At 67.3% G+C, this 20,714-nt stretch carries 22 protein-coding genes; 5 read left to right on the top strand and 17 right to left on the bottom strand.

Annotation, left to right across the window (positions count from 1 at the left end; all coding sequences use genetic code 11):
• Positions 1–195: 195 nt before the first annotated feature.
• Both ACFU9P_RS13565 and ACFU9P_RS13560 read right to left on the bottom strand, forming a co-directional pair.
• Complete coding sequence (locus tag ACFU9P_RS13565; protein ID WP_384079797.1) at positions 196–966, bottom strand: hypothetical protein; 771 nt, start codon at positions 964–966, stop codon at positions 196–198.
• 15 nt (positions 967–981) lie between these two features.
• Positions 982–1,971, bottom strand: a complete 990-nt coding sequence (locus tag ACFU9P_RS13560) for a PA14 domain-containing protein (RefSeq protein ID WP_384079794.1) — start codon at positions 1,969–1,971, stop codon at positions 982–984.
• 247 nt (positions 1,972–2,218) lie between these two features.
• Here ACFU9P_RS13560 and ACFU9P_RS13555 point away from each other — a divergent pair, with 247 nt between their 5' ends.
• Together ACFU9P_RS13555 and ACFU9P_RS13550 are read left to right on the top strand one after the other, a co-directional pair.
• Positions 2,219–3,154 (top strand): aldo/keto reductase family oxidoreductase, encoded by a 936-nt coding sequence (locus tag ACFU9P_RS13555; protein WP_376373762.1) that lies wholly within the window; start codon positions 2,219–2,221, stop codon positions 3,152–3,154.
• A 642-nt stretch (positions 3,155–3,796) separates the two neighbouring features.
• Complete coding sequence (locus tag ACFU9P_RS13550) at positions 3,797–3,925, top strand: hypothetical protein (RefSeq protein ID WP_384079791.1); 129 nt, start codon at positions 3,797–3,799, stop codon at positions 3,923–3,925.
• 202 nt (positions 3,926–4,127) lie between these two features.
• Here ACFU9P_RS13550 and ACFU9P_RS13545 read toward each other — a convergent pair whose 3' ends face one another.
• Positions 4,128–4,262 (bottom strand): IS3 family transposase, encoded by a 135-nt coding sequence (locus ACFU9P_RS13545; protein WP_384079788.1) that lies wholly within the window; start codon positions 4,260–4,262, stop codon positions 4,128–4,130.
• Between the two features lie 1,106 nt (positions 4,263–5,368).
• On the opposite strand from ACFU9P_RS13545, the gene ACFU9P_RS13540 reads away from it, so the two are divergent.
• Complete coding sequence (locus ACFU9P_RS13540; protein WP_384079785.1) at positions 5,369–6,157, top strand: DUF1963 domain-containing protein; 789 nt, start codon at positions 5,369–5,371, stop codon at positions 6,155–6,157.
• Positions 6,158–6,866: 709 nt separating this feature from the next.
• Entirely contained in the window at positions 6,867–7,232 is a 366-nt protein-coding gene (locus ACFU9P_RS13535) for a hypothetical protein (protein ID WP_384079782.1), read from the top strand.
• A gap of 425 nt (positions 7,233–7,657) precedes the next feature.
• Here the strand turns inward: ACFU9P_RS13535 and ACFU9P_RS13530 are convergent, their stop codons facing one another.
• Genes ACFU9P_RS13530 through ACFU9P_RS13515 form a run of 4 tightly spaced genes read right to left on the bottom strand, consistent with a single transcriptional unit; the run spans position 7,658 to position 12,359 of the window.
• Positions 7,658–9,169, bottom strand: coding sequence for an alpha-N-arabinofuranosidase (locus ACFU9P_RS13530; protein WP_384079779.1), 1,512 nt, complete (start codon positions 9,167–9,169; stop codon positions 7,658–7,660).
• Positions 9,170–9,220: 51 nt separating this feature from the next.
• Positions 9,221–10,018, bottom strand: a complete 798-nt coding sequence (locus tag ACFU9P_RS13525; protein WP_376373878.1) for a carbohydrate ABC transporter permease — start codon at positions 10,016–10,018, stop codon at positions 9,221–9,223.
• A gap of 50 nt (positions 10,019–10,068) precedes the next feature.
• The gene (locus ACFU9P_RS13520; protein WP_376373748.1) at positions 10,069–11,025 is read right to left on the bottom strand and encodes a carbohydrate ABC transporter permease; all 957 of its coding nucleotides are present in this window, start codon (positions 11,023–11,025) and stop codon (positions 10,069–10,071) included.
• The gene (locus ACFU9P_RS13515) at positions 11,022–12,359 is read right to left on the bottom strand and encodes an extracellular solute-binding protein (protein ID WP_384079775.1); all 1,338 of its coding nucleotides are present in this window, start codon (positions 12,357–12,359) and stop codon (positions 11,022–11,024) included. The genes ACFU9P_RS13520 and ACFU9P_RS13515 overlap by 4 nt, the downstream gene beginning before the upstream one ends.
• Before the next feature lie 1,547 nt (positions 12,360–13,906).
• Between ACFU9P_RS13515 and ACFU9P_RS13510 the strand changes: the two genes are divergently transcribed.
• Positions 13,907–14,206 carry a hypothetical protein gene (locus tag ACFU9P_RS13510; protein ID WP_384079773.1) on the top strand — a complete coding sequence of 100 codons (300 nt, stop codon included), beginning with the start codon at positions 13,907–13,909 and terminating at the stop codon, positions 14,204–14,206.
• 830 nt (positions 14,207–15,036) lie between these two features.
• Here ACFU9P_RS13510 and ACFU9P_RS13505 read toward each other — a convergent pair.
• From ACFU9P_RS13505 to ACFU9P_RS13460, 10 genes are all read right to left on the bottom strand, one after another.
• Positions 15,037–15,447 (bottom strand): gas vesicle protein K, encoded by a 411-nt coding sequence (locus ACFU9P_RS13505; RefSeq protein WP_376373737.1) that lies wholly within the window; start codon positions 15,445–15,447, stop codon positions 15,037–15,039.
• Entirely contained in the window at positions 15,444–15,650 is a 207-nt protein-coding gene (locus ACFU9P_RS13500; RefSeq protein ID WP_376373875.1) for a gas vesicle protein, read from the bottom strand. The genes ACFU9P_RS13505 and ACFU9P_RS13500 overlap by 4 nt, the downstream gene beginning before the upstream one ends.
• Positions 15,651–15,739: 89 nt before the next feature.
• Positions 15,740–16,603: a GvpL/GvpF family gas vesicle protein gene (locus ACFU9P_RS13495; RefSeq protein ID WP_376373734.1), complete on the bottom strand. Its 864-nt coding sequence runs from the start codon at positions 16,601–16,603 to the stop codon at positions 15,740–15,742.
• Positions 16,600–17,088, bottom strand: a complete 489-nt coding sequence (gene gvpJ, locus ACFU9P_RS13490; protein ID WP_376373731.1) for a gas vesicle protein GvpJ — start codon at positions 17,086–17,088, stop codon at positions 16,600–16,602. Before gvpJ ends, ACFU9P_RS13495 begins: the two co-directional genes overlap by 4 nt.
• 30 nt (positions 17,089–17,118) lie before the next feature.
• On the bottom strand, positions 17,119–18,081 hold the full coding sequence (locus ACFU9P_RS13485) for an SRPBCC family protein (RefSeq protein WP_384079768.1): 963 nt from the start codon (positions 18,079–18,081) through the stop codon (positions 17,119–17,121).
• Complete coding sequence (locus ACFU9P_RS13480; RefSeq protein ID WP_384079765.1) at positions 18,074–18,688, bottom strand: hypothetical protein; 615 nt, start codon at positions 18,686–18,688, stop codon at positions 18,074–18,076. Before ACFU9P_RS13480 ends, ACFU9P_RS13485 begins: the two co-directional genes overlap by 8 nt.
• Complete coding sequence (locus ACFU9P_RS13475) at positions 18,675–18,995, bottom strand: gas vesicle protein GvpG (RefSeq protein ID WP_376373722.1); 321 nt, start codon at positions 18,993–18,995, stop codon at positions 18,675–18,677. The genes ACFU9P_RS13480 and ACFU9P_RS13475 overlap by 14 nt, the downstream gene beginning before the upstream one ends.
• Positions 18,996–19,027: 32 nt before the next feature.
• Positions 19,028–19,738: a GvpL/GvpF family gas vesicle protein gene (locus tag ACFU9P_RS13470; RefSeq protein WP_376373719.1), complete on the bottom strand. Its 711-nt coding sequence runs from the start codon at positions 19,736–19,738 to the stop codon at positions 19,028–19,030.
• Between the two features lie 3 nt (positions 19,739–19,741).
• Positions 19,742–20,227, bottom strand: a complete 486-nt coding sequence (locus ACFU9P_RS13465; protein ID WP_384079760.1) for a gas vesicle structural protein GvpA — start codon at positions 20,225–20,227, stop codon at positions 19,742–19,744.
• 26 nt (positions 20,228–20,253) lie between these two features.
• Positions 20,254–20,637, bottom strand: a complete 384-nt coding sequence (locus ACFU9P_RS13460; RefSeq protein ID WP_384079757.1) for a gas vesicle protein — start codon at positions 20,635–20,637, stop codon at positions 20,254–20,256.
• Positions 20,638–20,714: the final 77 nt, after the last annotated feature.

The following is a 20,714-nucleotide window of genomic DNA, read 5'->3' as shown; positions in this document are numbered from 1 at the left end:
ACCTCCCCCCCCCCCCACCACCACACCCACCCCCCCCACTCCCGCGCCCCCCCCCCCCCTCCCCCCCTCCCCCCCCCCCCGGTGCGCTAACGACAATGCTTCTCCGAGCGATCAGTGCCGTCGCGGACGTCCTGCTGATCCATCCCGGACAGAACCCGTGCCACCGTCGCGAAGCCGTCGGCACGGTTTCCGGGCTCACACGGAGGAGCCCCTGGCCACCGAGTAGTGCACAACGGCGCCCGGCGTGCCGTCGGCGAGGGTCCCGGTGATCCGGAAGTGCGACGTCTCGCCGAACGGCATGCGCACGATGGCTCGGTAGTGGCGGCCCGGGACCACCGCGACGGAGGTGACCGGTTCGTACGTCCTGGTGGCCGTGTTCCAGCGCTCGACGCGGTACTCGGTGATGTCGGCGCAGGCTGTCTCGTCGCCGCAGGCCCACTCCAAGTGGCCGGTTCTGGCCACGTCGTCGGGGTTGAGGACGGTGAGCGCCCCGGAGTCCTCACCGAGGGCGTCGTCGGGCCTGTTGTCGAGTTCGGTGGTGGTGACGGTGGAGGCCAGGTCGATGCCGATGTGGTTTCCCCACTCGTCGACCGCTATGACGAGGAAGGTCACCGTCTCGCCGTCCGCCGGTCCGGCGCACAGCATCGCGTTCGGCAGGGCGGTGGGCGTGTTGGGGGGAACGGCGTCGGAGCATCCGTCGCTGTCGTAGCGGGTGCTGCCGTCCGGCCGCCGTATGACGCGGGTGGCGGCATAGCGCAGGCCGCTCTCGGCGGGGGCGTCCCAGCTCAGTACGACGCCGTCCGCGCGCGGAGTCGCGGTCAGGCCGGTGAGCGCGGGCGGAGGAACGCTGTCCGGGGTCACCGAGTCCGGCGCGGACATCGGGGACGCGTTCCCGGCGGCGTCGGTGACCACGGCGGCGTAGGTGTAGGTGGTGCCGTCGAACGCCGGCAGTTTGTCGATGTACACGTAGACCGACGTCGGCTACGACTCCTGCGACGTCGTGCTGATGAGTTCGGGGCTGTCGCCGAGGGTGTCGCCCGTGGATCGGTAAATGCTGATGGTGCCGCCGTTCCTCATCTCCTCCTCGGTCCGCCCGTCCCAGTTGATCTTCAGAGAGCTGGGGGGTTGGTCGATGTAGGACACGGCGATGACGGGCGCCGCCGGGGCGACGGTGTCGACCGGGGTGACCGTCAGGACGGGTGTGCTCTCGGAGAGATTCCCGGCGCGGTCGGTGACGATGATGTAGTAGCGGATGGGCTTGCCGTTGCGGGGCAGTCCGGTCTCGGTCCAGGCGGTCCTGTCGGTCAAGACCATGGGGGCCCAGTCACCCACCGCGGTCTGCCGGTAGACGCGGTAGTAGGCGAGGTCCATCTCCTTGTTGGGCGCCCAGGAGAAGGTGGCCGAGTCGGTGCCCTTGTTGTACGCCACCTTCGCCCCGGTGGGCGCCAGTGGCGCGACGCGGTCCACGGTGGTTTCCATACGGGGCGTGTAGGCGAATTTGACCGCGGCGGTACCGGTCCAGTTGACGTAGTCGACACGGAGGACGTGGGTTCCGCGGGGGATGGTCAGGTTGACGGTCTTGGAGACGGTGGTGGTGCCGTTCTTCCACAGGTCGATCTTGCGTACGCCGTCGAGGTAGACGCGGATGCCGTCCTGGCCGGAGGCGGTGAACGCGAAGGGACCGCCGGAGCCGAAGTCGCGCTTCACGCTCCAGCGGACACCGAAGTTGTCCTTGCCGACGCCGGTGACCCCGGGCGAGTTGTTGCCCCAGTTCTCGCCGATCGCGGTGTCGCAGTCCGTGCGCTTCGCCACGCCCGAGAAGCCGGTGTTCGCGAAGAACTGCCGGGTGTAGGTGTTCGTCGCGCACGACGCCGCCGACGCCGGCGCGGTGGCGCCCGCGACGAGACCGCCCGTCAGCGCGACCACTACCGCGGTGGCGGCAGCCGGACGGGATCTTCCGACACTGCTCACTGAGTCCCCTTTTGGACACATGACCGCCCCGCAGGCAGTCGTACGAGATAGGAGATTCATGAGAGCAGCCTGTGGTTGTACGGCCAAGCGATTTCCCCTCCCACCCGTTGTGATTCCGGTCCCCGGTGCGTCCTGTCCCGCGAGCATCTGGGGCTTGCTGCTGACGCCGATGGACCCTCTGCCTCCTAAGGTGCAGAGTGGACCCGTTTGTACTGCGCGGACCTGAAAATTTGAAAGGAAAGCCGTCGTGAAGACCTTCACCATGCCCGGCACCGACATCCTCGCCCCGAACGTCGTGCTCGGCTTGATGCGTATCGCCGACAAGACGGACGAGGACGTCCGCGAACTCGTCCGCACCGCGCGCGATGCGGGCATCGACTTCGTCGACCACGCCGACGTATACGGAGGCGAGCTGCACCATTGTGAACGCCGCTTCGCCGACGCGATGGCGCTGAGCCCGTCGCAGCGCGACGAGATCACGATCCAGACCAAGGCGGGAATCGTGACGGACGGGCCGTACTTCGACTTCTCTTACGAGCACATCGTCAAATCGGTCGAGGGCTCACTCGCGGCCCTGCGGACCGACCGCATCGACATCCTGCTGCTGCACCGCCCCGACGCACTTGTCGAGCCCGAAGAGGTCGCCCGCGCCTTCGATGAGCTCGAATCCTCGGGGAAAGTGCGCGCCTTCGGTGTCTCGAACCAGACCCCACGCCAGATTGACCTGCTGCGCAGGTACGTGCGTCAGCCCATCGTGGCCAACCAGCTTCAGCTCTCGATCACACACGGGCCGATCATCGCTCAAGGGGTCGCTGCGAACATGCTCGCGGAGCAGCAGTCGGTCACCCTCGATGGCGGGGGGATCGTCGACTACTGCCGGCTGAACGACATCACCATCCAGGCGTGGTCTCCCTTCCAGGCCGGTTTCTTCACGGGGGTCTTCCTCGGCTCGCCGGACTACCCCGAGCTCAACGCCGTCATTGACCGTCTTGCCGGCCAGTACGACGTCCCCGCCATCGCGATCGCGACCGCCTGGATCACCCGCCACCCCGCTCAGATGCAGGTCGTGCTGGGCACCACCAACCCGGAGCGCGTCGCGGGCGCCGCCCAGGGCTCCGAACTTCCGCTCACCCGGGCCGAGTGGTACGAACTGTTCCGTGCCGCGGGCCACCTCGTTCCCTGAATCCGGATGCGCGGCAGCACCACCTGATCATCTAGGCAGCAAGAAAGGCCCAGGTCTGACCTGGGCCTTCGTCGTGGAGCGGGTGACGAGAATCGAACTCGCGCTCTGAGCTTGGGAATCAACGGCGCTCTAGAGTGCCGCAGTGCTCTGACCAGGGATTACTTGGGTCTGCGGGCTGTGCTGGAGGCGGTTGGATTGACCGCTTCTGACCCTGGTGCACCGCGCTGAAGGGCTGGGATGGGGCTGGCCTGGTCACCGAGCGGCTAGGAAGACGGCCATGGGCGGCCCTGGGGCATTACGGCGAGGGACTTCGGGTCCATGGCCATGGGGTGGTGTGCTCGCGCGCATCACGCGCAGAGAGGCCGTGCCCGCCTTCGCCGGGTGGCGCAGGTCGAGGCGCTTGCCGTCGACCGCCTTCGCCGGGTGCCAGGTATGCAGTGGTTCGGGGCGTCGATTCTCTTCGCCCTGACCGCCGTTTCCCGCCCCTTGCCGGGCCGCACACCGGTGACCTGTCCGGTGGCGTCCAGCGTGACCCGGTCACCGGTGACGAGGGTACGTCCGTTGCTTGGACCCCATGAACCCCAACTTCCCCTGCAATCAAGGACTCCACGCTACGAGGGTCTTCAAACGCTGCATGGCCTTGTGGGTGAAGCAGCTGCGGCGGCCCCGGCCCAGGTGGCCGGGGTGATCAGCGACTGCAAGGCCGAGCAGGACAGGACATTCCACACCCTGACGTGCCGCGTCCTGGGCGTGAGCGAGTCCTGGGCGTGAGCGAGTCCTGGTTCTACAAGTGGCGCCACCAGCCCGTCACGGCCCGAGAGGTGCGGCGCGGGAAGCCGGCCGACACGATCCGGCAGATCTTCGACGAGTCGGGCGGCACCTCTCGGCCTGGCCGGACGCAAGATCCGAAGGCGCCGGGGGCTGACCGGACCGGGCAAGCGGCCCGCGTTCCCGGACTTCGTACGCCGTGACGTCACCGCCGACGCCTTCCGGCCATGAGGCGGGCGACGGTGTTCACCGACACCCGCCAGCCCTGGCGCACGAGCGTGACCCAAACCTTCGGCGAGCCGCCCCGGGGGTTCGCGGTCCACTGGTCGGCGTCGTACACGGTTTCGCCGTCCGCGTCGGCACCGCCTTCCGAATAGCGCGGAGCGCCGGACCTTCACCTCCGCGCACGTCACTGGTGTCGGGCAGCGGCTGCCGCTGTCGGTTCGGCCGGCTCGGGCGCTCTTGCTGCGAACGGGACCCGCTGACCGTCGGAAAGTGAGAGGGGCCCGAGGGGAGGAGTGGAGGCGTCGGTGACACCTTCATGGCGTACCTTCCGCTCTTCTCCGACGGCGCCGGGCACGTGGGGCTGGACGTTCCGGGACTGCTCCTTCCGGCTCCCGGCGGGACGGATCCGCGGCCTGAGTCGATTTGCGGCCACCGGCGTGGGTGAAGCACGCCAGGAAGTTCGTCCGGGCGTCCAGCTCGATCAACCAGCTCGATCAACAGGGAGACGATCGGCACGAACGGCAACATCGAGGCGAGCTCGTCGCGCAGCGCCTTGGCCTCGGCCGGGATGTCCTCGGCCGACAGCGGCGGGATCACCAGCTTCCCCTGCTCGTCCAAGCGGACCGCGCCCACGTCACCCGGAGAGGCGCCCGCCAGAGTCTCCTCCAGAACACCAAGCCACCTCCTGTACCCACCAACAAACGTCTCCCCGACTCACGTACGTAGCTACATGACTAACGTGCCTTACCCGGCATCAACGCGTTGACCTGTAGAGACACTTGACCGCACTGGATAACCATCGCGCCCAGGCAGAGGCCGCTGGTGGGTCGCTTCACGCCGGCCGGTCGGCCGCCGTCAGCCGGGCGTGTCCTGGACCGTCCACCGCGTTCTCGCAGACCGCTCCGTACGTCGGTCCACCAGCACCTCACTGAGGTGCGGAAACAGGTCACCGACAAGCTCATCACCGCACCGCGGTCGCAGATGTCGCCACGTCCCCGAGACCGGACCACGTTGATGGTCCTCACGGAATGTGTGCTGATCCCACCACTGCTCGATAGAGCTACCTCACTGAGCAGTGCTGAGGGGAAGCCCCGACCAGCACCGAGCCAAGAGATCGAAGGCTAGGGTTCCTTCATGACGCCAGAGATGCGAGGCAGGCTAAGTCCCTTCCGTGACAAGGCGATTGCCAAGGGCATCCCCTCCGACGACGTGGAGCGTTGGTTGGACACCGCTCGCCCCTGCGCGACACTGACGCAGGATGGGGACGGCCCGGTCGTGGGCCGGTTCGGCGGTCCCCTGATGCTTCCCGCCGACACCCCGATTCCTGTATTCCCCTTCGTCGCCTCCATCGACCTCGCGGCCCTGCCCGATGACGCGACGGATCTCCCCCTGCCCCCGGACGGCCACCTGCTGCTGTTCGCCTTTCCCGAGGACGACGAGGGCTTCGCCGACATGGGCAAGGTGGTGTACGTCCCGGCCGGTGCGGCCGTGGAGGAGCGGGACAAGGGTTCCGGCTCTTGGTTCGAGGACGAGGAATACCAGGACGAGGAATACCAGGAGGTGGTCGAGGCGTTCCCGCGCGGTCAACTGCGGGCGACGATCGATGTGTCCCTGCCCCACCACCACGCGGTCGAGCTTCCCGGGCCCCCCTACAGCGAGCCGCTCCCCGGCCATCCCCGCTCCAGGGAACTGGCCGAGGTATGGCAGCACACCCGCGATGACATTGCCACCCGGGAGTCTCTCCAGATCGGCGGATACGCTTCGGAGGAGGCCATCCAGCTCGACCCGGTCGCACATGTCGTGGTGTGTGCGGTGAGGGCGGCGGAAGCAGGCCAATGGGGCGGGGGCGGAGCGGTGTCAGGCGCCGTCGAGGACTGGGTACTGCTCGCAGACTGGAGCCCCCACATCACGGGCCGGGAGGGTGCCACCGTCCACTGGGCAATCCAACGGGAGGATCTGGCCGCACAACGCTTCGACCGTACGTACACCACCGTCTTCTGGAACCCCTGACAGCGGCTCCTCCCGCACCGGCCACGGCGCTTCTCGGGCACACGCCCACTCTGCCCGATGACGAACCTGCGGTTGGCCGGTTGGCTCTGAATCGATCAGTCCAGGTCGCCACTCACCAGGGCCACCGCGAGCGCAGGTAGGAGGTGGCTTCCACGCAACGCTCCGCCGCAGTACTCGGATCGGATGCGTCGACGGCATCGTGCAGCGTCACCAGCCCGGTCAGCACGGTGGGATGGGCACACTCCGGTCTTCGGCCGTGGCCCTGGACTCTGCCCTGATTGCCGTATGACGCACATCACTCGAAATGGATCTCGCTACATGAGATGTGCAGGGGTGAGGTCGTCGTCCAAGGGATCGCGCTTCGCAATTCAGTGCGGTAGTGGGCCTCTTATGGCACGCGAATGGCACGAAGCGTCGGAATGGTCTAGACAACAAGAAAGGCCCGGTTCTTTGACCCGGGCCTTTGTCGTGGAGCGGGTGACGAGAATCGAACTCGCGCTCTGAGCTTGGGAATCAACGGCGCTCCGGAGTGCCGCAGCGCTCTGACCAGGGATTACTTGGGTCTGCGAGCTGTACTGGAGCCGGTTGGATTGACCGCTTCTGACCCTGGTGTACCGCCCTGAAGGGCTGGGATGGGGCTGGCCTCGACTGGGCGGTTACGAGGACGGCGCGGGCGGCCTGGGCCTACGCGATGAGGGACTTCGGGCCCATGGCCACAGGGGCGTGTGCGAATAGGACGGATTCGGAGTCCTGTCCGCTCGCGCGCACCAGCACGCTTTCCAACTCGGATCGCCGCATCATCATGGCCAAGACGAATGTGTTCCTCGGGCAAGGCGAGATCGGTCAGGACATCCCGATCGACCGGGTGCGATACGTCCGGGCACCGGCCGCACAGGACGGCAAGGGGCGCTTGGCGATCGACCTCATCACGTCCGAGGACAACTTCCGGTGGCTTTTCGATTCCGACGTCGACAACACTCAGATGGCCGTGCTCGCCGGCGTGCTGGCCGAGCCGATGAACATCCCGGACGACGAACGGGTTCAGCTCCAACGGCCGGGCCGTGCCTCGCTGTAGGCGGGCACGAAGGGCGAGCGTGCCGGTACGAGGTCTGTGGAACCGTCTGGATCCGAGGCCCCGACCGGCGATGCCGAGTAATACCCGAGCCAGGAGAAGCTGGGCCGCAACCGGCTACACGCGCGGGTGTCCCGAGCCCGGGGCATCGTACTCGTTCGGGAGTTGCCGGCCTCGATGGTCGGAGAGGTGCCCAGGAGACCCGTTGGACACCCTGCTGTCCTGGTTGCAGAGGACCGTACAGGCCAACTGGGACCAAATCTGAGACCACCACCGTCGATGGGCCCCGCAGCTTGCTGCGGGGCTGCGCGCGGAGCCGCCGTCGTTGGTGAAGACGGCGGCGCCGTTGCCCAACGCGTTCGCGTTCGCGTACGCGGGAATGGTGTCCGCTCCGGCTCTGAACGTTTCCGGGCAGGTCAACGGGCCTGTCAGGCCAGGCGGATGACGTTCCACGACATCGGTTCCAGCGTGGCACGGAGCATGCCGTCGGACAGTGTCGTCCCCTTGCCCTCATGCGGTACGACCCGCTCGGGGTCGGCCAGGGTGTTACTGGCCTCGGGGTCCTCGTCGGCCAGGACGCTGTGTCCGACGACCCGGCCGGCCGCCACCCCCCGCAGAGCGGCCTCGAGCGGCAGCGCCTTCTCCAGACTCCGGTTGACTGCGAAGATCGTCACCGCGCCGGTCTCTTCGTCCGCCGTCGCCGTGGCGTGGAGCAGGGGCACCTCGCCGTAGCGTGCGGTCTCGTGCGCCGGGCCCGTGACATTGACCTGGAGCACCCGTCCGCGCCCGTACCGGGACGCCTGCGCGAAGGGAAAGAACGTGGTCTGCTTCCAGGCCGGGCCACCCGGCTCCGTCATGATCGGGGCGATCACATTGACCAGCTGGGCGAGGCAGGCGATGCTCACCCGGTCGGCGTGCCGCAGCAGCGCGATGAGCAGCGAGCCGAAGACGACGGCGTCGGTGACCGTGTAGTTGTCCTCCAGCAGCCTGGGCGCCTCGGCCCAGTCGGGGGACGGCTGCTCGTGGTGGCGGGTCTGGTACCAGACGTTCCACTCGTCGAAGGAGAGGCTGATCCGCTTCTTGGACTTGAGCCGGGCGCCGATGTGGTCGCAGGTGGCCACGACGCTCTCGATGAACGACTCCATGTCGACGGCGGACGCGAGGAACGAGTCGCGGTCGCCGTCGTGCTCCTGGTAGTAGGCGTGCAGCGAGATGTGGTCGACGAGGTCGTACGTCTGCGTCAGGATGGTGGCCTCCCACTCGGCAAAGGTGGGCATGGACCGGCCGGAGCTGCCGCAGGCGACGAGTTCGACACCGGGCTCGATCTGCCGCATCGCGCGTGCGGTCTCGGCGGCCAGCCGCCCGTACTCCTCGGCCGTCTTGTGGCCGGTCTGCCAGGGGCCGTCCAGCTCGTTGCCCAGGCACCAAAGCCGGATGCCGTACGGGTCCTTGGCGCCGTGCGCGACGCGGCGGTCGGACAGCGCGGTGCCGCCGGGGTGGTTGGCGTACTCCTGCAGTTCGAGGGCCTCCGCGACTCCGCGCGTGCCCAGATTGAGCGCCATCATCGGTTCGCCGCCCGCCTTCGTGGCGAAGTCGATGAACTCGCCGAGGCCGAAGCGGTTGGTCTCGGTCGACCGCCAGGCGAGATCGAGGCGGCGTGGCCGGTCCTCCACCGGGCCGACACCGTCCTCCCACTTGTAGCCGGAGACGAAGTTGCCGCCGGGGTAGCGAATCGCGGTGACCCCCAGTTCGCGGACGAGGCCGAGGACATCCTGCCGCAGCCCGGCCTCGTCGGCGGCAGGATGTCCCGGTTCGAAGATCCCGGTGTAGACACAGCGGCCGAGGTGCTCGACGAACGAGCCGAACAGGCGCGGATCCACGGTCCCGACGCCGAAGGCGGGGTCGAGGGTGAAGCGGGCGGGGGCGTCGTTGCCGGTCATGCGTACCTTTCGGGAGAGGAGGCCCCGGCGGGGGAGGCTCGGCAAGCGGGCTCACTGGCCGGCGAGGCCCGTGTGGGCGACACCGCGCACGATCTGCCGCTGGAACAGGGAGAACACGACGAGCAGCGGCAGTCCTCCGATGATGACCGAGGCCATCATCTGGGCGTAGCGGACGCCGTAGCTGGACTGGACGTTGACGAGTCCGACGGGGAGTGTCATGCCGTTGGGGTCGGTGGTGACGAGGAACGGCCAGAGGAAGTTGTTCCAGGTCTGGATGAAGGTGAAGATCGCGACGGCGGCGAGGACAGGGCGGGAGAGCGGCATGACGATCTGCCAGAACACCCGCCAGCGGCCCGCGCCGTCCACATGGGCCGCCTCCTCCAGTTCGCGCGGCACCCCCTCGAAGAACTTGACCAGAATGAAGACCATGGCGGGCGTGGCGACCTGAGGCAGGATCACGCCCCAGTACGTGTCGACCAGACCGAGCGAGACCATCTCGGCGAAGAGCGGGGCCATCAGCACCTGCGGCGGCACCATGATCCCGGCGAGGACGAGCCCGTACAGCAGCCCGCGGCCACGGAACTCGGTACGGGAGAAGCCGTAAGCGGCCATGGCGCACAGCAGCACGGTCAGCACAGTCGTCACCACCGAGATGTAGGCCGTGTTGAACAGCCAGCGGCCCAGGTCGCCCGATTCCCACACCCTCTCGTACGCGGCGAAGGTGATCTCCGAGCCGATCCACCTGAGCGGCGTCCGCGCCGTCTCGGCCTCCGGCTTGAGCGAGGTGGCCAGCGCCCAGGCGAGTGGCAGCACCCACAGCAGGACGAGCGCAAGTGCGCAGACGAGCATGAAGATCCGGCCCGGCGTCCAGCGCGGACGACGGCTTTCCGGGACGGTACTCACTTCGCGGCCTCCTCACGGGAGCGGCGGGTGAGCCGCAGCTGGATCAGCGAGACGATCACGATCAGGGCGAAGAAGATGTATGAGACAGCGGACGCGTAACCGATCCGGTAGTTGGTGAAGCCGGCCTGGTAGACGTACTGGAGGATCGGGCGTGTGGAGTCGTCGGGGCCGCCGTTGGTCATGATGTAGATCTGGTCGAAGATCTTCAGCGAGGCGAGCAGTTGGAGGACGACCACCACACCGGTGGTGCGGCGCAGCAGGGGCAGGGTGATGTGCCACAGGCGGTGCGGTGCTCCGGCGCCGTCGATCTCGGCGGCCTCGTAGAGGTGCTGGGGAATGGACTGGAGCGCGGCGAGATAGAGCAGGAAGTTGAAGCCGACGGTCCACCAGATGGTGGTGATGACGATGGAGATCATCGCGTAACGGGGGTCGGTGAGCCAGCCGATGCCGGGGTCGAGGCCGATGGCGGTGAGCAGTTGGTCGGCGAATCCGAAGTCGGAGGGGTAGATGACCCATAGCCACATCAGACAGACGACGCCGGACGGCAGCACGAAGGGCGCGAACCAGCTGAGCCGCCACAGCCAGCTCACCACCCGCAGATGGTGGGCGAGGAGTGCGAGCACCAGGCCGATGACGACCAGCGGCGCGGTGCTGAGAAGGGTGAACCAGACGGTGTTCCACAGCGAGGACCAGACAGCGGGGTCCCCCAGCGCCTCGGCATAGTTGTCGAAGCCGATGAAGTCGGAGCGGGTGCCGGCGACATCGTCGTTGCCGAGGCTCATCTTGACGCCCCACAGCAGCGGCCAGACCAGGAAGAACGCGTAGACGATCAGGAACGGCAGGATGAAGGTCAGTCCGTGCTCGGTCCAGCGGCGCCGGACGGTTCTCACCCTGGCCGGCCGTCCGCCCGCGGGCGCCGTGGCGGTGCCGGCGGCGGGAGCGGTCGTGGTCATACGGCGGCTCCGAAGGGTGGCGGGGTGTCGATCAGTCTCCGGAGCCGTTTCCTGGTTTCGGAGAGTGCGTTCTCGGGCGTTCGTGACCCGGTGAGCACCCCGGAGAAGACAGCCCCGAGTTCGAGTTCCAGCGCGGAGGCGGAGCCGGAGAACCAGGCTTCGGGGTCGAGGGCGACCTCGTCGATGACGGACCGGTACGCGGACTGCGGCCGGAGCCCCAGATAACCGGGCTCCTCAAGGGTGGGCAGATAGGCGGGTACGTGGCCGCCCTTGGCCCAGTCGACGCTGTGTCTGAGCATCCAGGCGACGAAGGCGTGGGCCGCCGCGTTGCTCGCTCCGCCACGGCCGTTCTGGTGCGGCAGTACGAAGGTGTGGGAGTCGGCGAAGACGCTGGCGCGGCCGAAGAGATTGGGTATCCGGCTCATGGAGAAGGGGAGTCCGGTGGTCTTGAAGGTGCTGACCTCCCACTCGCCGTTGATGAGGAAACCGGTCCTGCCGGCGCTGAATACACCGATGCCGCCGTTGTAGTCGACCCGGCGCACCGCCAGCCCTTCGGCCGTCAATGCCCGCATGAAGGTGAGGACTTCGAGCGCCTTGGTGTCGTCGATGGTGATCCGGTCGGCGCCGGGGGACAGGATCGACCCGCCGGTCTGCGAGTAGAAGGTCGCGAACAGTTGCCAGGGCCCGGTGGTGTTGCTGCCGAGTGTCTCCGTGACCAGACCCGGCTGCCCGGTGACCTTCTTGGCGGCACGCAGGGCGTCGGTGAATTCCTTCACCCCCTGGATGGGTTTGAGCTTTCCGTCTCTGCCGAGGAGTCCGGCCTTCTCGCAGATTTCGGTGTTGTGGTAGAGCACCGTCGGGTGGGTGTCGAGCGGGACGGCGTACTGCCTGCCGTCGACCGTGCCACGCCGCCAGAGATCCTCGGGGAAGTCCTCGGCCGAGATGCCGTCGTCGGCGAGCATGCCGAGATCGAACGGGTCGAGCAGCCGCCGGGGCGCGAAGCCGGGCAGCCGGGCCAGGTGCAGTACGGCCACCTCGGGAGCGCGCCCGCCTGCGCCCGCCATACCGAGCTTGGTGTAGTACGGCGGGCCCCACTGGAGAGTGGACGCCTCAAGTTCGATCCCGGGGTGGGACGCGCGGTAGGCGTCCAGCATCGCCTGCATGTTGACGCCGTCGCCACCGCCGAAGAGATGCCAGTAGCGCAGCCGGGTGCGTCCGGCTCCGGCCCCCGTGGGAGCGGCACAGCCGGAGGCTCCGACACCCAGGGTCCCTGCCGCGGCGAGGGCGCCGAGTCCGGTGAGGACGCTTCTGCGGCCCGGTGAGGTCTGTTGCATCGAGGCCCCTCCCTGTGTCTTCACGGCTCCGGGACATCGAGCGGCATGCGTCATCGTTGCGCATGGCGTTCGATATTTCGAATGGCGCTCGTAAGGTCGAACGGGAACATAGGGTTGAACATCACACCCGTCAACGCTTCGCGCAGAGTCGGGGATCAGCCGGCTTGCGCTGGCGGACGCGGCTCGACAGATCATCTCCTTGACACAACTTCCGTACGGGGGGACCTTGTTCGCGGCACCAGGGTCGAGAAAGCCCTGTCTCCACACAGTTGGGAGAGCCGCATGTCCCGTACAGCGCACAACCGCTTATCGGGGACAGCCCTCGCGGGACTGCTGCTCGTGCCGGCAGCGGTCGGCTGCGGCCCACCCGACTCCGGCTGGTCAGGCTCGAATGCCCCGGCCTGGAGAGGATCCCGGCGAAGCCCAGCAAGCCGGTGGCGCTCGACATCATCGATGTCGCGGGCAATCTCCAGCTGACCCGGGGTATGGTCGACGACTTCGTCGAGCACCATCCGGACGTGGTCGGCAAGATCACCTACTACAAAGGCCCTGCCCCGGATCTCGCCGGCAAGATAAAGCCCAGCAGCAGGCGGGCCAAGTTCAGGCCGACCTCCTGTTACCGGCGCCGACGGCCTGTCCGTGGATATCTCGCAGAATCTGTGGACGTCCATGACGGCGTTCCAGGACCGCATCGGCAACCCGGACTACCGTGGGCCCGCGGCCGAGACGCAGAAGCTTGCCCCGGGGGCAGGGCACCGCGGTGGTCTACGGTCCGTCGGGCCCGCTCATCGAGTTCAATCCGGACAAGGTCAGGAACCCACCCGGTACGCCCCAGGAACTGCTCGACTGCACGCGAATGACGCGCGAGCCGTAAGAGGTCTAGACGACAAGTAAACCCCCGGGCCATTGACCCGGGGGTTCGTCCTGGAGCGGGTGACGAGAATCGAACTCGCGCTCTGAGCTTGGGAATCACAGGCGCTTTGTTCGCTCCCTTGCAGGTCAGCGAATTAAGTGCCTCTTGGGCGTGCCCTGTGGAGCAGCCGCCACGTGCTGCAATTGGCCGTGGTTTACCGCTCCTACTGGTGCGGCAGTGGTGCGGGACAGGTGCCACTTCTCTGCCGCCGTCGCGGAGGTGACAGAGAGTATCGGTGCCGGGCATGTTCTTTCGGCCGACGGATCAGTGTTGCGTGGCGGCCGTTGGCCGAGGCTGCACGAAGCGGCGCCATCTCGCTCTCGGACCGGTGTGCGACTCTCCTGGGTTGATGACGACCCTGGTCGTCATCCGGCAGGTGACGGGGGAGGCTGAGTTGCGAAATCTCCTGGGGTGATGAGGACCGCGGCTGTCCAGTCGGCACGGCAGAGTAAGCAGTCGTTGCGAACCCTCCTGGGTTGATGACGGCACGCTGGACGCTCCCCGGCGGCGGCATGGACCACGGGAGTGCCGCGATCCGCTCACGTGGCGGACTCTCACGGTGTTCTTCAGCGTGCTGCGGACGATGCTGGAGGCAGGCGTCCGTCGTCACGGAAGCGGCCTTCCAGGACAAGCTGTGGCCGAGCCTGGAGCCCTTGGCCGGGGTCGCGGACATCCGGGTGGTCGCTGCGCTGTCGGCAGTGCCGTCGCCCATGAGCGGATCGTCCGCCGGGCCGAGGTGAACGTGCGGAGGGCGGCGCACGCCGACCGCGACCTGTTGAAGGCCATTGCCGATGGTGACCGGCCGTTGGAGTCGTGGGTTGCGATTTCGCTGGATGTGCCGACGCTGGTCGTGGATACGAACGACGGTTACGCCCCGGGTGTCGAGGAGATCGTGTCGTTCGCCGGGCAGCCGGCGGCCAGTAGCGCCGGCTGAGGGCACCGGCTGCCCGGCTGGGCTTCTATCCGGCCAGTTCCGTTCGTACCACCTCGACGAGGTTGTCGATGATCTCCGGCATGCGGCGGGCGCCGATTTCCGGCGTGGCCTTGCTCGCTCGGTAGATGATCCCTGTGCTGGTCTTGAGGTCTTCCGGCAGGGGCCAGGATCACGTAACTCTCGCGCCGGGGGATCTCGTTGTCGGCCAGCCAACGGGTGCGTACGAAGAGCCTCCGAGCCGTTGGCCTGGGGCTTTCTTATGGAGCGGGTGACGAGAATCGAACTCGCGCTCTGAGCTTGAGAAGCAACCAGCACTCGATCGCCAGGGATACGTCTGACCAGCGAAAACCCTGTGCGGATGTGCTCCCGGCCAGCGGCCGGATGACGCCCGTAGTGACCGCTGTTTACCCCTACGAATGGCACGTAGTGGCACGCAGCACCCGTAGAGGCCCCGCGTGGGGCAGTCTCTTGCGAGCGGTGTACCGGTGGGACTGGCTCTCCGAGATGGCGATAGGTGAGTTGATGTCCGTTTCGCGGTTGGGGCTGGGTGAACAGGCCGGGTTCGCTCTCGGCGAGGATGCCACGACTGACCAGACGTTTCAGCTTGGAACGGATGTCTTCGGTTCTTCGGCACGATCGGCAGGCCGAGGGCCTCGCAGAGGGTCTCGGGCCCGCATCGGTCGGCCGGTGTCGGCGAAGACGGTGAGGATCTGCTGGTAGTGAATGAGGCGGTACTGAGTATCGTCAAATGACCGGACCGCTCGCCCCGTCCGGGTGCGGGCGCACGCGCACCACGGGTCGCCACGCGGCGTAAAGCGCTGACACGCTGTTCATGGCGGCGGAAGCAGGGTTCCCAGGGGGCCCAGGTCCAGATTGAGGTCCTCCATGGTGAGGTCGTAGCGTTCGCACAGTTCCGTCATGCGGTCATGGAGCAGCATCAGTGTCATCCCGATGCGCTCTTCCTGATCATCTGTCAGATCGCCCTGGTCCACCCGGTGGAGTGCTTGGCGCTCCATCAACTGCCGCAGCAGCTCAACGATGGTGAGCACCAGTTTGACGAGGTCTCGTTCGACGGTGTCCTGGTCGGTGTGCAGGCGCCGGACGGACCGTTGGCTCCGGCCTTCCTGGTCCCGGAGATCGTCCGGGCCCGCCGGAATCAGACGGAAGGCGTCGGACGCCGCCTGGGTGATCTCGTCCAGGTCATGGACGGGCGATTCGTGTCCTCGTTCGCGGTGGTTCATAGTGCTCTCCCGGTCGCCTGCCCGGGACCGCGATCCTCGGCAGCGGGGGCGCGGGCCAGTGACCGTTGTTCTGCACGGATGGAGACGATGAGGGCCCGCAGAGAGATCTGTACCAGATCGACGTCCGCTATGGAGAGTGTCAGGTCGCCTGTCAGCACCACACCCCCGGTGAGCAGCCGGTCGAGGAGGTCGATCAGCGCTATCTGCCGGCCGGCGAGTGGACGTGTGCCGTTCTCGGACCATGCCTGCGGATCTTCGGGCCGTGTCGGTGCCGCGGGGTGGGTGCTGTGGGTCACTGGGTGCCGTCCCTCCGTTCCGACCCGCCGTCGACGCCTTCGCTCACGTTGGTCTCACGGGCGTCATCGGTGTCGTCCGAAGCGGTGAACGAGTACGGGGCCCACGGTCCGGTGATGTCCACACGGATGCCATCGAGTGCCTCGGCGGCACCCTCCACCCGTGCCTGGAACTCCTCGGAACTCTCCCGGGGCACGAGGTAGGCGTCGTTGGAGACGTTGTAGCCCGGTCCTGTTGCGAGTTCTCCCTCCTGGAGGCGGTGCTGAACCCGGTCGACAGCGAGGCCGCGGGCTTCGGCGTCGACGCGCAGGACCGCGTCATGGGCCGCCCGCCAGGCGTCCTCGCCCGAACTGCGCTGGCGCTGGCGGCTACGGAGATAGTCGCGGCCGGGACTCGCGCCGGCCGCGGCCGACGCGCCGACGGGGGCCGGTGAACCGGGCGCGGGAGGCATCGCGTAGACCTTGACGCCCCACTCCACATGGCCGGCGAGTTGATCGAGGAGCCCGGCGAACTCGTCGGCGCGCCGGTTCAGCATGTCGAGGACCCGGGTGTCGTCGAGGTGGAGCGTGGCCAGCCGCAGGGGAAGCACGGTCGCGCGGGCGAACGCGGTCTCGACCACCGCGTGATGGGCGCGCGCCACCGATTCCAGCCAGTCCAGATCCTCAAGCCTGGCCTTCAGCGCGGATTCGCCGAAGTCGCGCTCAGGAACGGAGGAGACCACCACTGCCAGCCCATGGCCACGCACCAGGCGCACCGGTGCCCCCGCCACTCCGCGCGTCCGGCGCAGACTCTCCCCAAGGGCGGCGTCCGCGCGTGTCACGGCGTAGCTGTAACTCATGTCGACGCTCATGCGGGCGCTCATCGGTCACGACTCCTGCCTCGGCCGGCGCGGCGGGTGCCCATGTCCTGGTCGCGCTCTTCGCGAGGGACGGCCTCGTCGCGCGAGGCGGCTGCGTCGTACTCGTCCGGGGGAGCCGGACGGTCGGCGGGGGCCAGCGACCGCCTGCGCAGGTTCTCCACCTCGGCACGCAGTCGCCGGTTCTCCTCCGCGAGGGACGGTCTGCCACCGCTGTCCACCCGGGCCCTGGAGGACAGTGACGGATCGTGTTCCCACCAGTCGATTCCCATCTCCTTGGCCTTGTCGACGGAGGCCACGAGCAGCCGGAGCTTGATGGTGAGCAGCTCAATGTCGAGCAGGTTGATCTGGATGTCCCCGGCGATGACGATGCCCTTGTCGAGGACCCGTTCAAGGATGTCCGCGAGGTTCGCGGACGACCCCTGCCCGTACGGCGACACAGTCTGCGCGGGCCGTGGGACAGGCTGTCGGGCGGATGTCGGATCCGTCACGGTGTACCACCAGCCCTCGATCCTGCTCGCTCAGCGCGCGGGAGTACGGCGTCGCCGAGCTCTGTCCTCGGTGATCTCGTCCTCGTACCGCTCGTCCTCGTCCTCTTCCTCTCCTCGGGGCCTGTGTTCCTCTTCGCCCTCGTCCTCTTCGGGCTCCTCCTCGTATGCGCTTTCGCCCGATTCCCCGGCCCCGGCCTCGTACGCCTCGTCCTCGGGCTCTTCTTCCTCGGGCTCCTCACTCACGACCTCACCCTCGCGGATCTCGCCGCGCCAGCCTTCGGGCTGTTCACCCTGGGTCATGATGTACGTGCGGAACAGTTTGAGGTCGAGCCGCGCCCGGCGTCCTTGTGCCCGCCAGAGGTTGCCGATCTTCTCCACCGCGCCTTGGGGGGTGTACTCAAGGACCAGCAGGACCTTGGTGAGGGTGTCGCCGAGCGGATGGAAGGTGACAACACCTCTGGTCGTGCCCCTGGGGCCTTCGGATGTCCAGGCGATGCGCTCGTCAGGGATCTGCTCCTCCACATGGGCCTTCCACGTCCGGTGCGACCGGAACACTTTCGCGTGCCAGTCGCTGGTGGTTTCGTCGCGCTGGTCGACGCCCACCACGCCTTTGGCGAAGGTCTCGAATTCGTGGTACCGCGTCCACTGGTTGTAGACATCGCGCGTCGGCACGCCGATGCTGATGTCTTCGATCACGGTGGTGGTTTTGCCCTTGCCGCCGCTCTTCTTGCCCTTGCCGCCGAAGCCGAACGTTTTCTTGATCTTCTGTTTCAGAAGATCCTTGACGAGTGACCCGCCGGTGGCGACGCCTCCCTTGGCGGCACTGCCCAGCATCGAGCCGATGCCCATTCCCGGCTTGGCCAGATGTGCGGCGGTGTTACCGAGGCGCTCTCCCACGTCCACCAGAGCGTGTTCGGCGCGGGCTCGCAGATAGTGCTGGAGCTCTTCCACCAGCCGCTCGCCGCTTTCCTTGGACGATGCGCTGTCAGTCATTCTCCGACCTCCTGGTGCCGCTCCCCGTCTTCCAGTCCTTGTCCCGTCCACCGGACGAAGACCTCCGGTAGGTGGGCGCGCCGGATGCGGGGGCCTTTGCCCTCGACCTGCCGGCTGGGCTCGATGTCCCTTTGCCACGGTTCGGGGCCGGTGCCTTCCGGCGCGGCTGACGGCGCCGCTCCGTGTCTTCTTCGGTCGTGTCCTCGTCTTCCGCCGTGTCCTCCATCTCCTCTTCGGCCTCCTCTTCGGCCTCCCCTTCGGGTTGTTGATCTCCTTCATCCGTGTCGTCAGGCTTCGGCCTCTCAGGCTTCAGCCTCTCCAGGTCGAGCGTGCGCTGGTGGAGTGTCTCGGCGAGGCTGTCCGCCCGCGCGGCCAGTACGGTCCCGGCCGCGGACTTTCCCGCTTCCAGCAGATTCTCGCGAGCCTGTCCGCCCAGTCCGCCGAGGGCGGGCGAGCGTGCGATCGCGGTACCGATCTGACGCGGATCGATGTTGATCCGCTTTCCCATCAGCCAGAGACCGAGAGCGATGGCGAGCTTGCCCTTCTTCGCCCTGCCGAGCGCGTATCCGCCCAGTACCGCCGCGCCCACCTTGCTATTGGCCGTCATGTTCCTCTCCTTCCTTTGCTTCCCCCGTTCCTTCCTCCCGCGGTTCGGCCCATTGCGGTGGAGCGTCGCCGGCGCGCGCACGCTGAATGGCCTCGAGCCGGTCGAGGAGTTCATCCTCACGACGGTCAAAATCCCGCTCGTCGATGCGGCCTTCGAGCAGTTCCTCCTCCAACTCCGCGAGTCGGCGCTCGATGGCTGTGGTGTCGTACGCCTCCCGCTCCGCGACCTCGACCGCCCGGTTCACCACCCAGCCGAAGCCTCGTACCGGCGCCAGCGGCAAGGTCAGGATCTGAGTCAGCAGGCCCATCGTGAGGCTCCTCACGTCATCACGTCATCACGTCATACGAAGCTGTACGGCGGCAGCGGCCCTCTGAGGTGCAGTTCGATGTCCGGCCCGTACTCCTCGGCCAGCTTCTCCTCGGCGGAGGTGAACTCCCGCTCACGGTCCCGGTCCACGAGGAACGACACATTGAGGAAGTGCTCGGACGTGGCGCTGCCCTCCGATTCGGCGCTGGTGTAAGGCCGCAGCGCCGCGATCACCTGCGTCGTCACGCCGTTCTGCCGCGCCTGCACCTGGCCCGCCACCAACTCGCCGAGTGCCAGCCGCTCCTCATACGTTCCGCCGCCTCGCGTGGCCTCGTTCAGCCGACGTACTTCCTCGGACCGCTCGATCACCTGGCGCATCAGTGCGCCTTCGTCCTCTGCCGCCTTGAGATTGAACTCAACCCGCCCGTCAAGCTCGGCGAGCCGTTCTGTGTACAGCTCGGCATGCTCGTCAAGCGCCGCGCGCACCGCGTCGTCGTCGGCGGCGATCAGACCGAAACGCATGGGCAGGACCGCGCGCTCGGACAACAGCCGCTCCTGAACGGCATGGTGGGCACCGAGATCCCTGCGTTTGGCACGCAAGGTCTCCGGGGCGTCGCTGACCACCGCCGTGAGCGATCCTTCGGTGACGGTACGCAGCGGGGGCGCACCCTCTCCCACACCGTGGAGGTCGTCCAGCCGCGGATGGTTCTCCGAGGAGGTGATGGCGTAGACGTACACGGACATCGGCTACTCCTCCTCACGGTTTCTGACCGGTCGCTTTCTCGCGCTCCGGGGCCTCGGTTCGCTCCGGGGCCTCGGTTCCGGCTCTGGTTCTTCGTCCCCCGCCCGGTCTTCTTCGTCCTCCGCCCGGTCCGCCCGGAAGGAGTCCTGGAAGGAATCGGTGATGGCTTCGACCGCCCCGGTCACGGCGCCCCTGGTCTTGCCGCGCGCTCCGCCCTCGGTCACTTCACCGACTATGTCCGTCAGCGTCTCGGGGGCTTTGCGCCCGGCCTCCAGATCAAGGCGGTTGCACGCCTCCGCGAAGCGGAGATACGTATCCACACTCGCTACGACAACGCGTGCATCGATCTTGAGAAGCTCGATTCCGACCAGGGACACGCGCACGAACGCGTCGATGACGAGGCCGCGATCGAGGATCAGCTCCAGGACGTCATAGAGGTTTCCACTGCCACCAGCGGCGACATGTCCGCTCTGCTGTGGCGCTACAGTCACGATGACTCCCCTCAGTGACCGCGCGGCTACCGATCACCGTGATCGATCTGGCCCCGTGCGTACCGCCGACGGCGCTCGTACTCCGTAAGCCGCCCGCGCTCGTCCAGCCGCACGCGGTAACTCGCCATCACACTCGTGGTGTCGGGTACCCGCGGGATTTCGAGCACTTCCACATCGGCCTGCCAGCCCTCCTCGGTGTGTTTGACCGCGGACACCGACTCGGGCCGCTTTCCGAGAAGCCCGGCGAGCTGCTCCGTCGCCTCCCGCATGGCCCGGCCCATCGCCAGGGGATGCCCCGGCTCCCTCTCGGTCTCCCCGCGTTCGCCACGGGCGGTCCTGACGTCTCGTCGGCTGTCGGATGTCTTCGGACGTTCCTTGCCGTCCACTTCCCGCCGTTCGCTACCGGCCATGTCGTTTGCGCTCCCTATCCACCACGGGAGGATTTGCAGTACTTATTGTCGAAATACCGGTGATGTCCAGTGAAACA

Source organism: Streptomyces sp. NPDC057617, from assembly GCF_042800555.1.
GTDB lineage: Bacteria > Actinomycetota > Actinomycetes > Streptomycetales > Streptomycetaceae > Streptomyces.
Note: the sequence above shows the minus strand (reverse complement) of the source record. Positions and strands in the feature narration are given on the sequence as shown.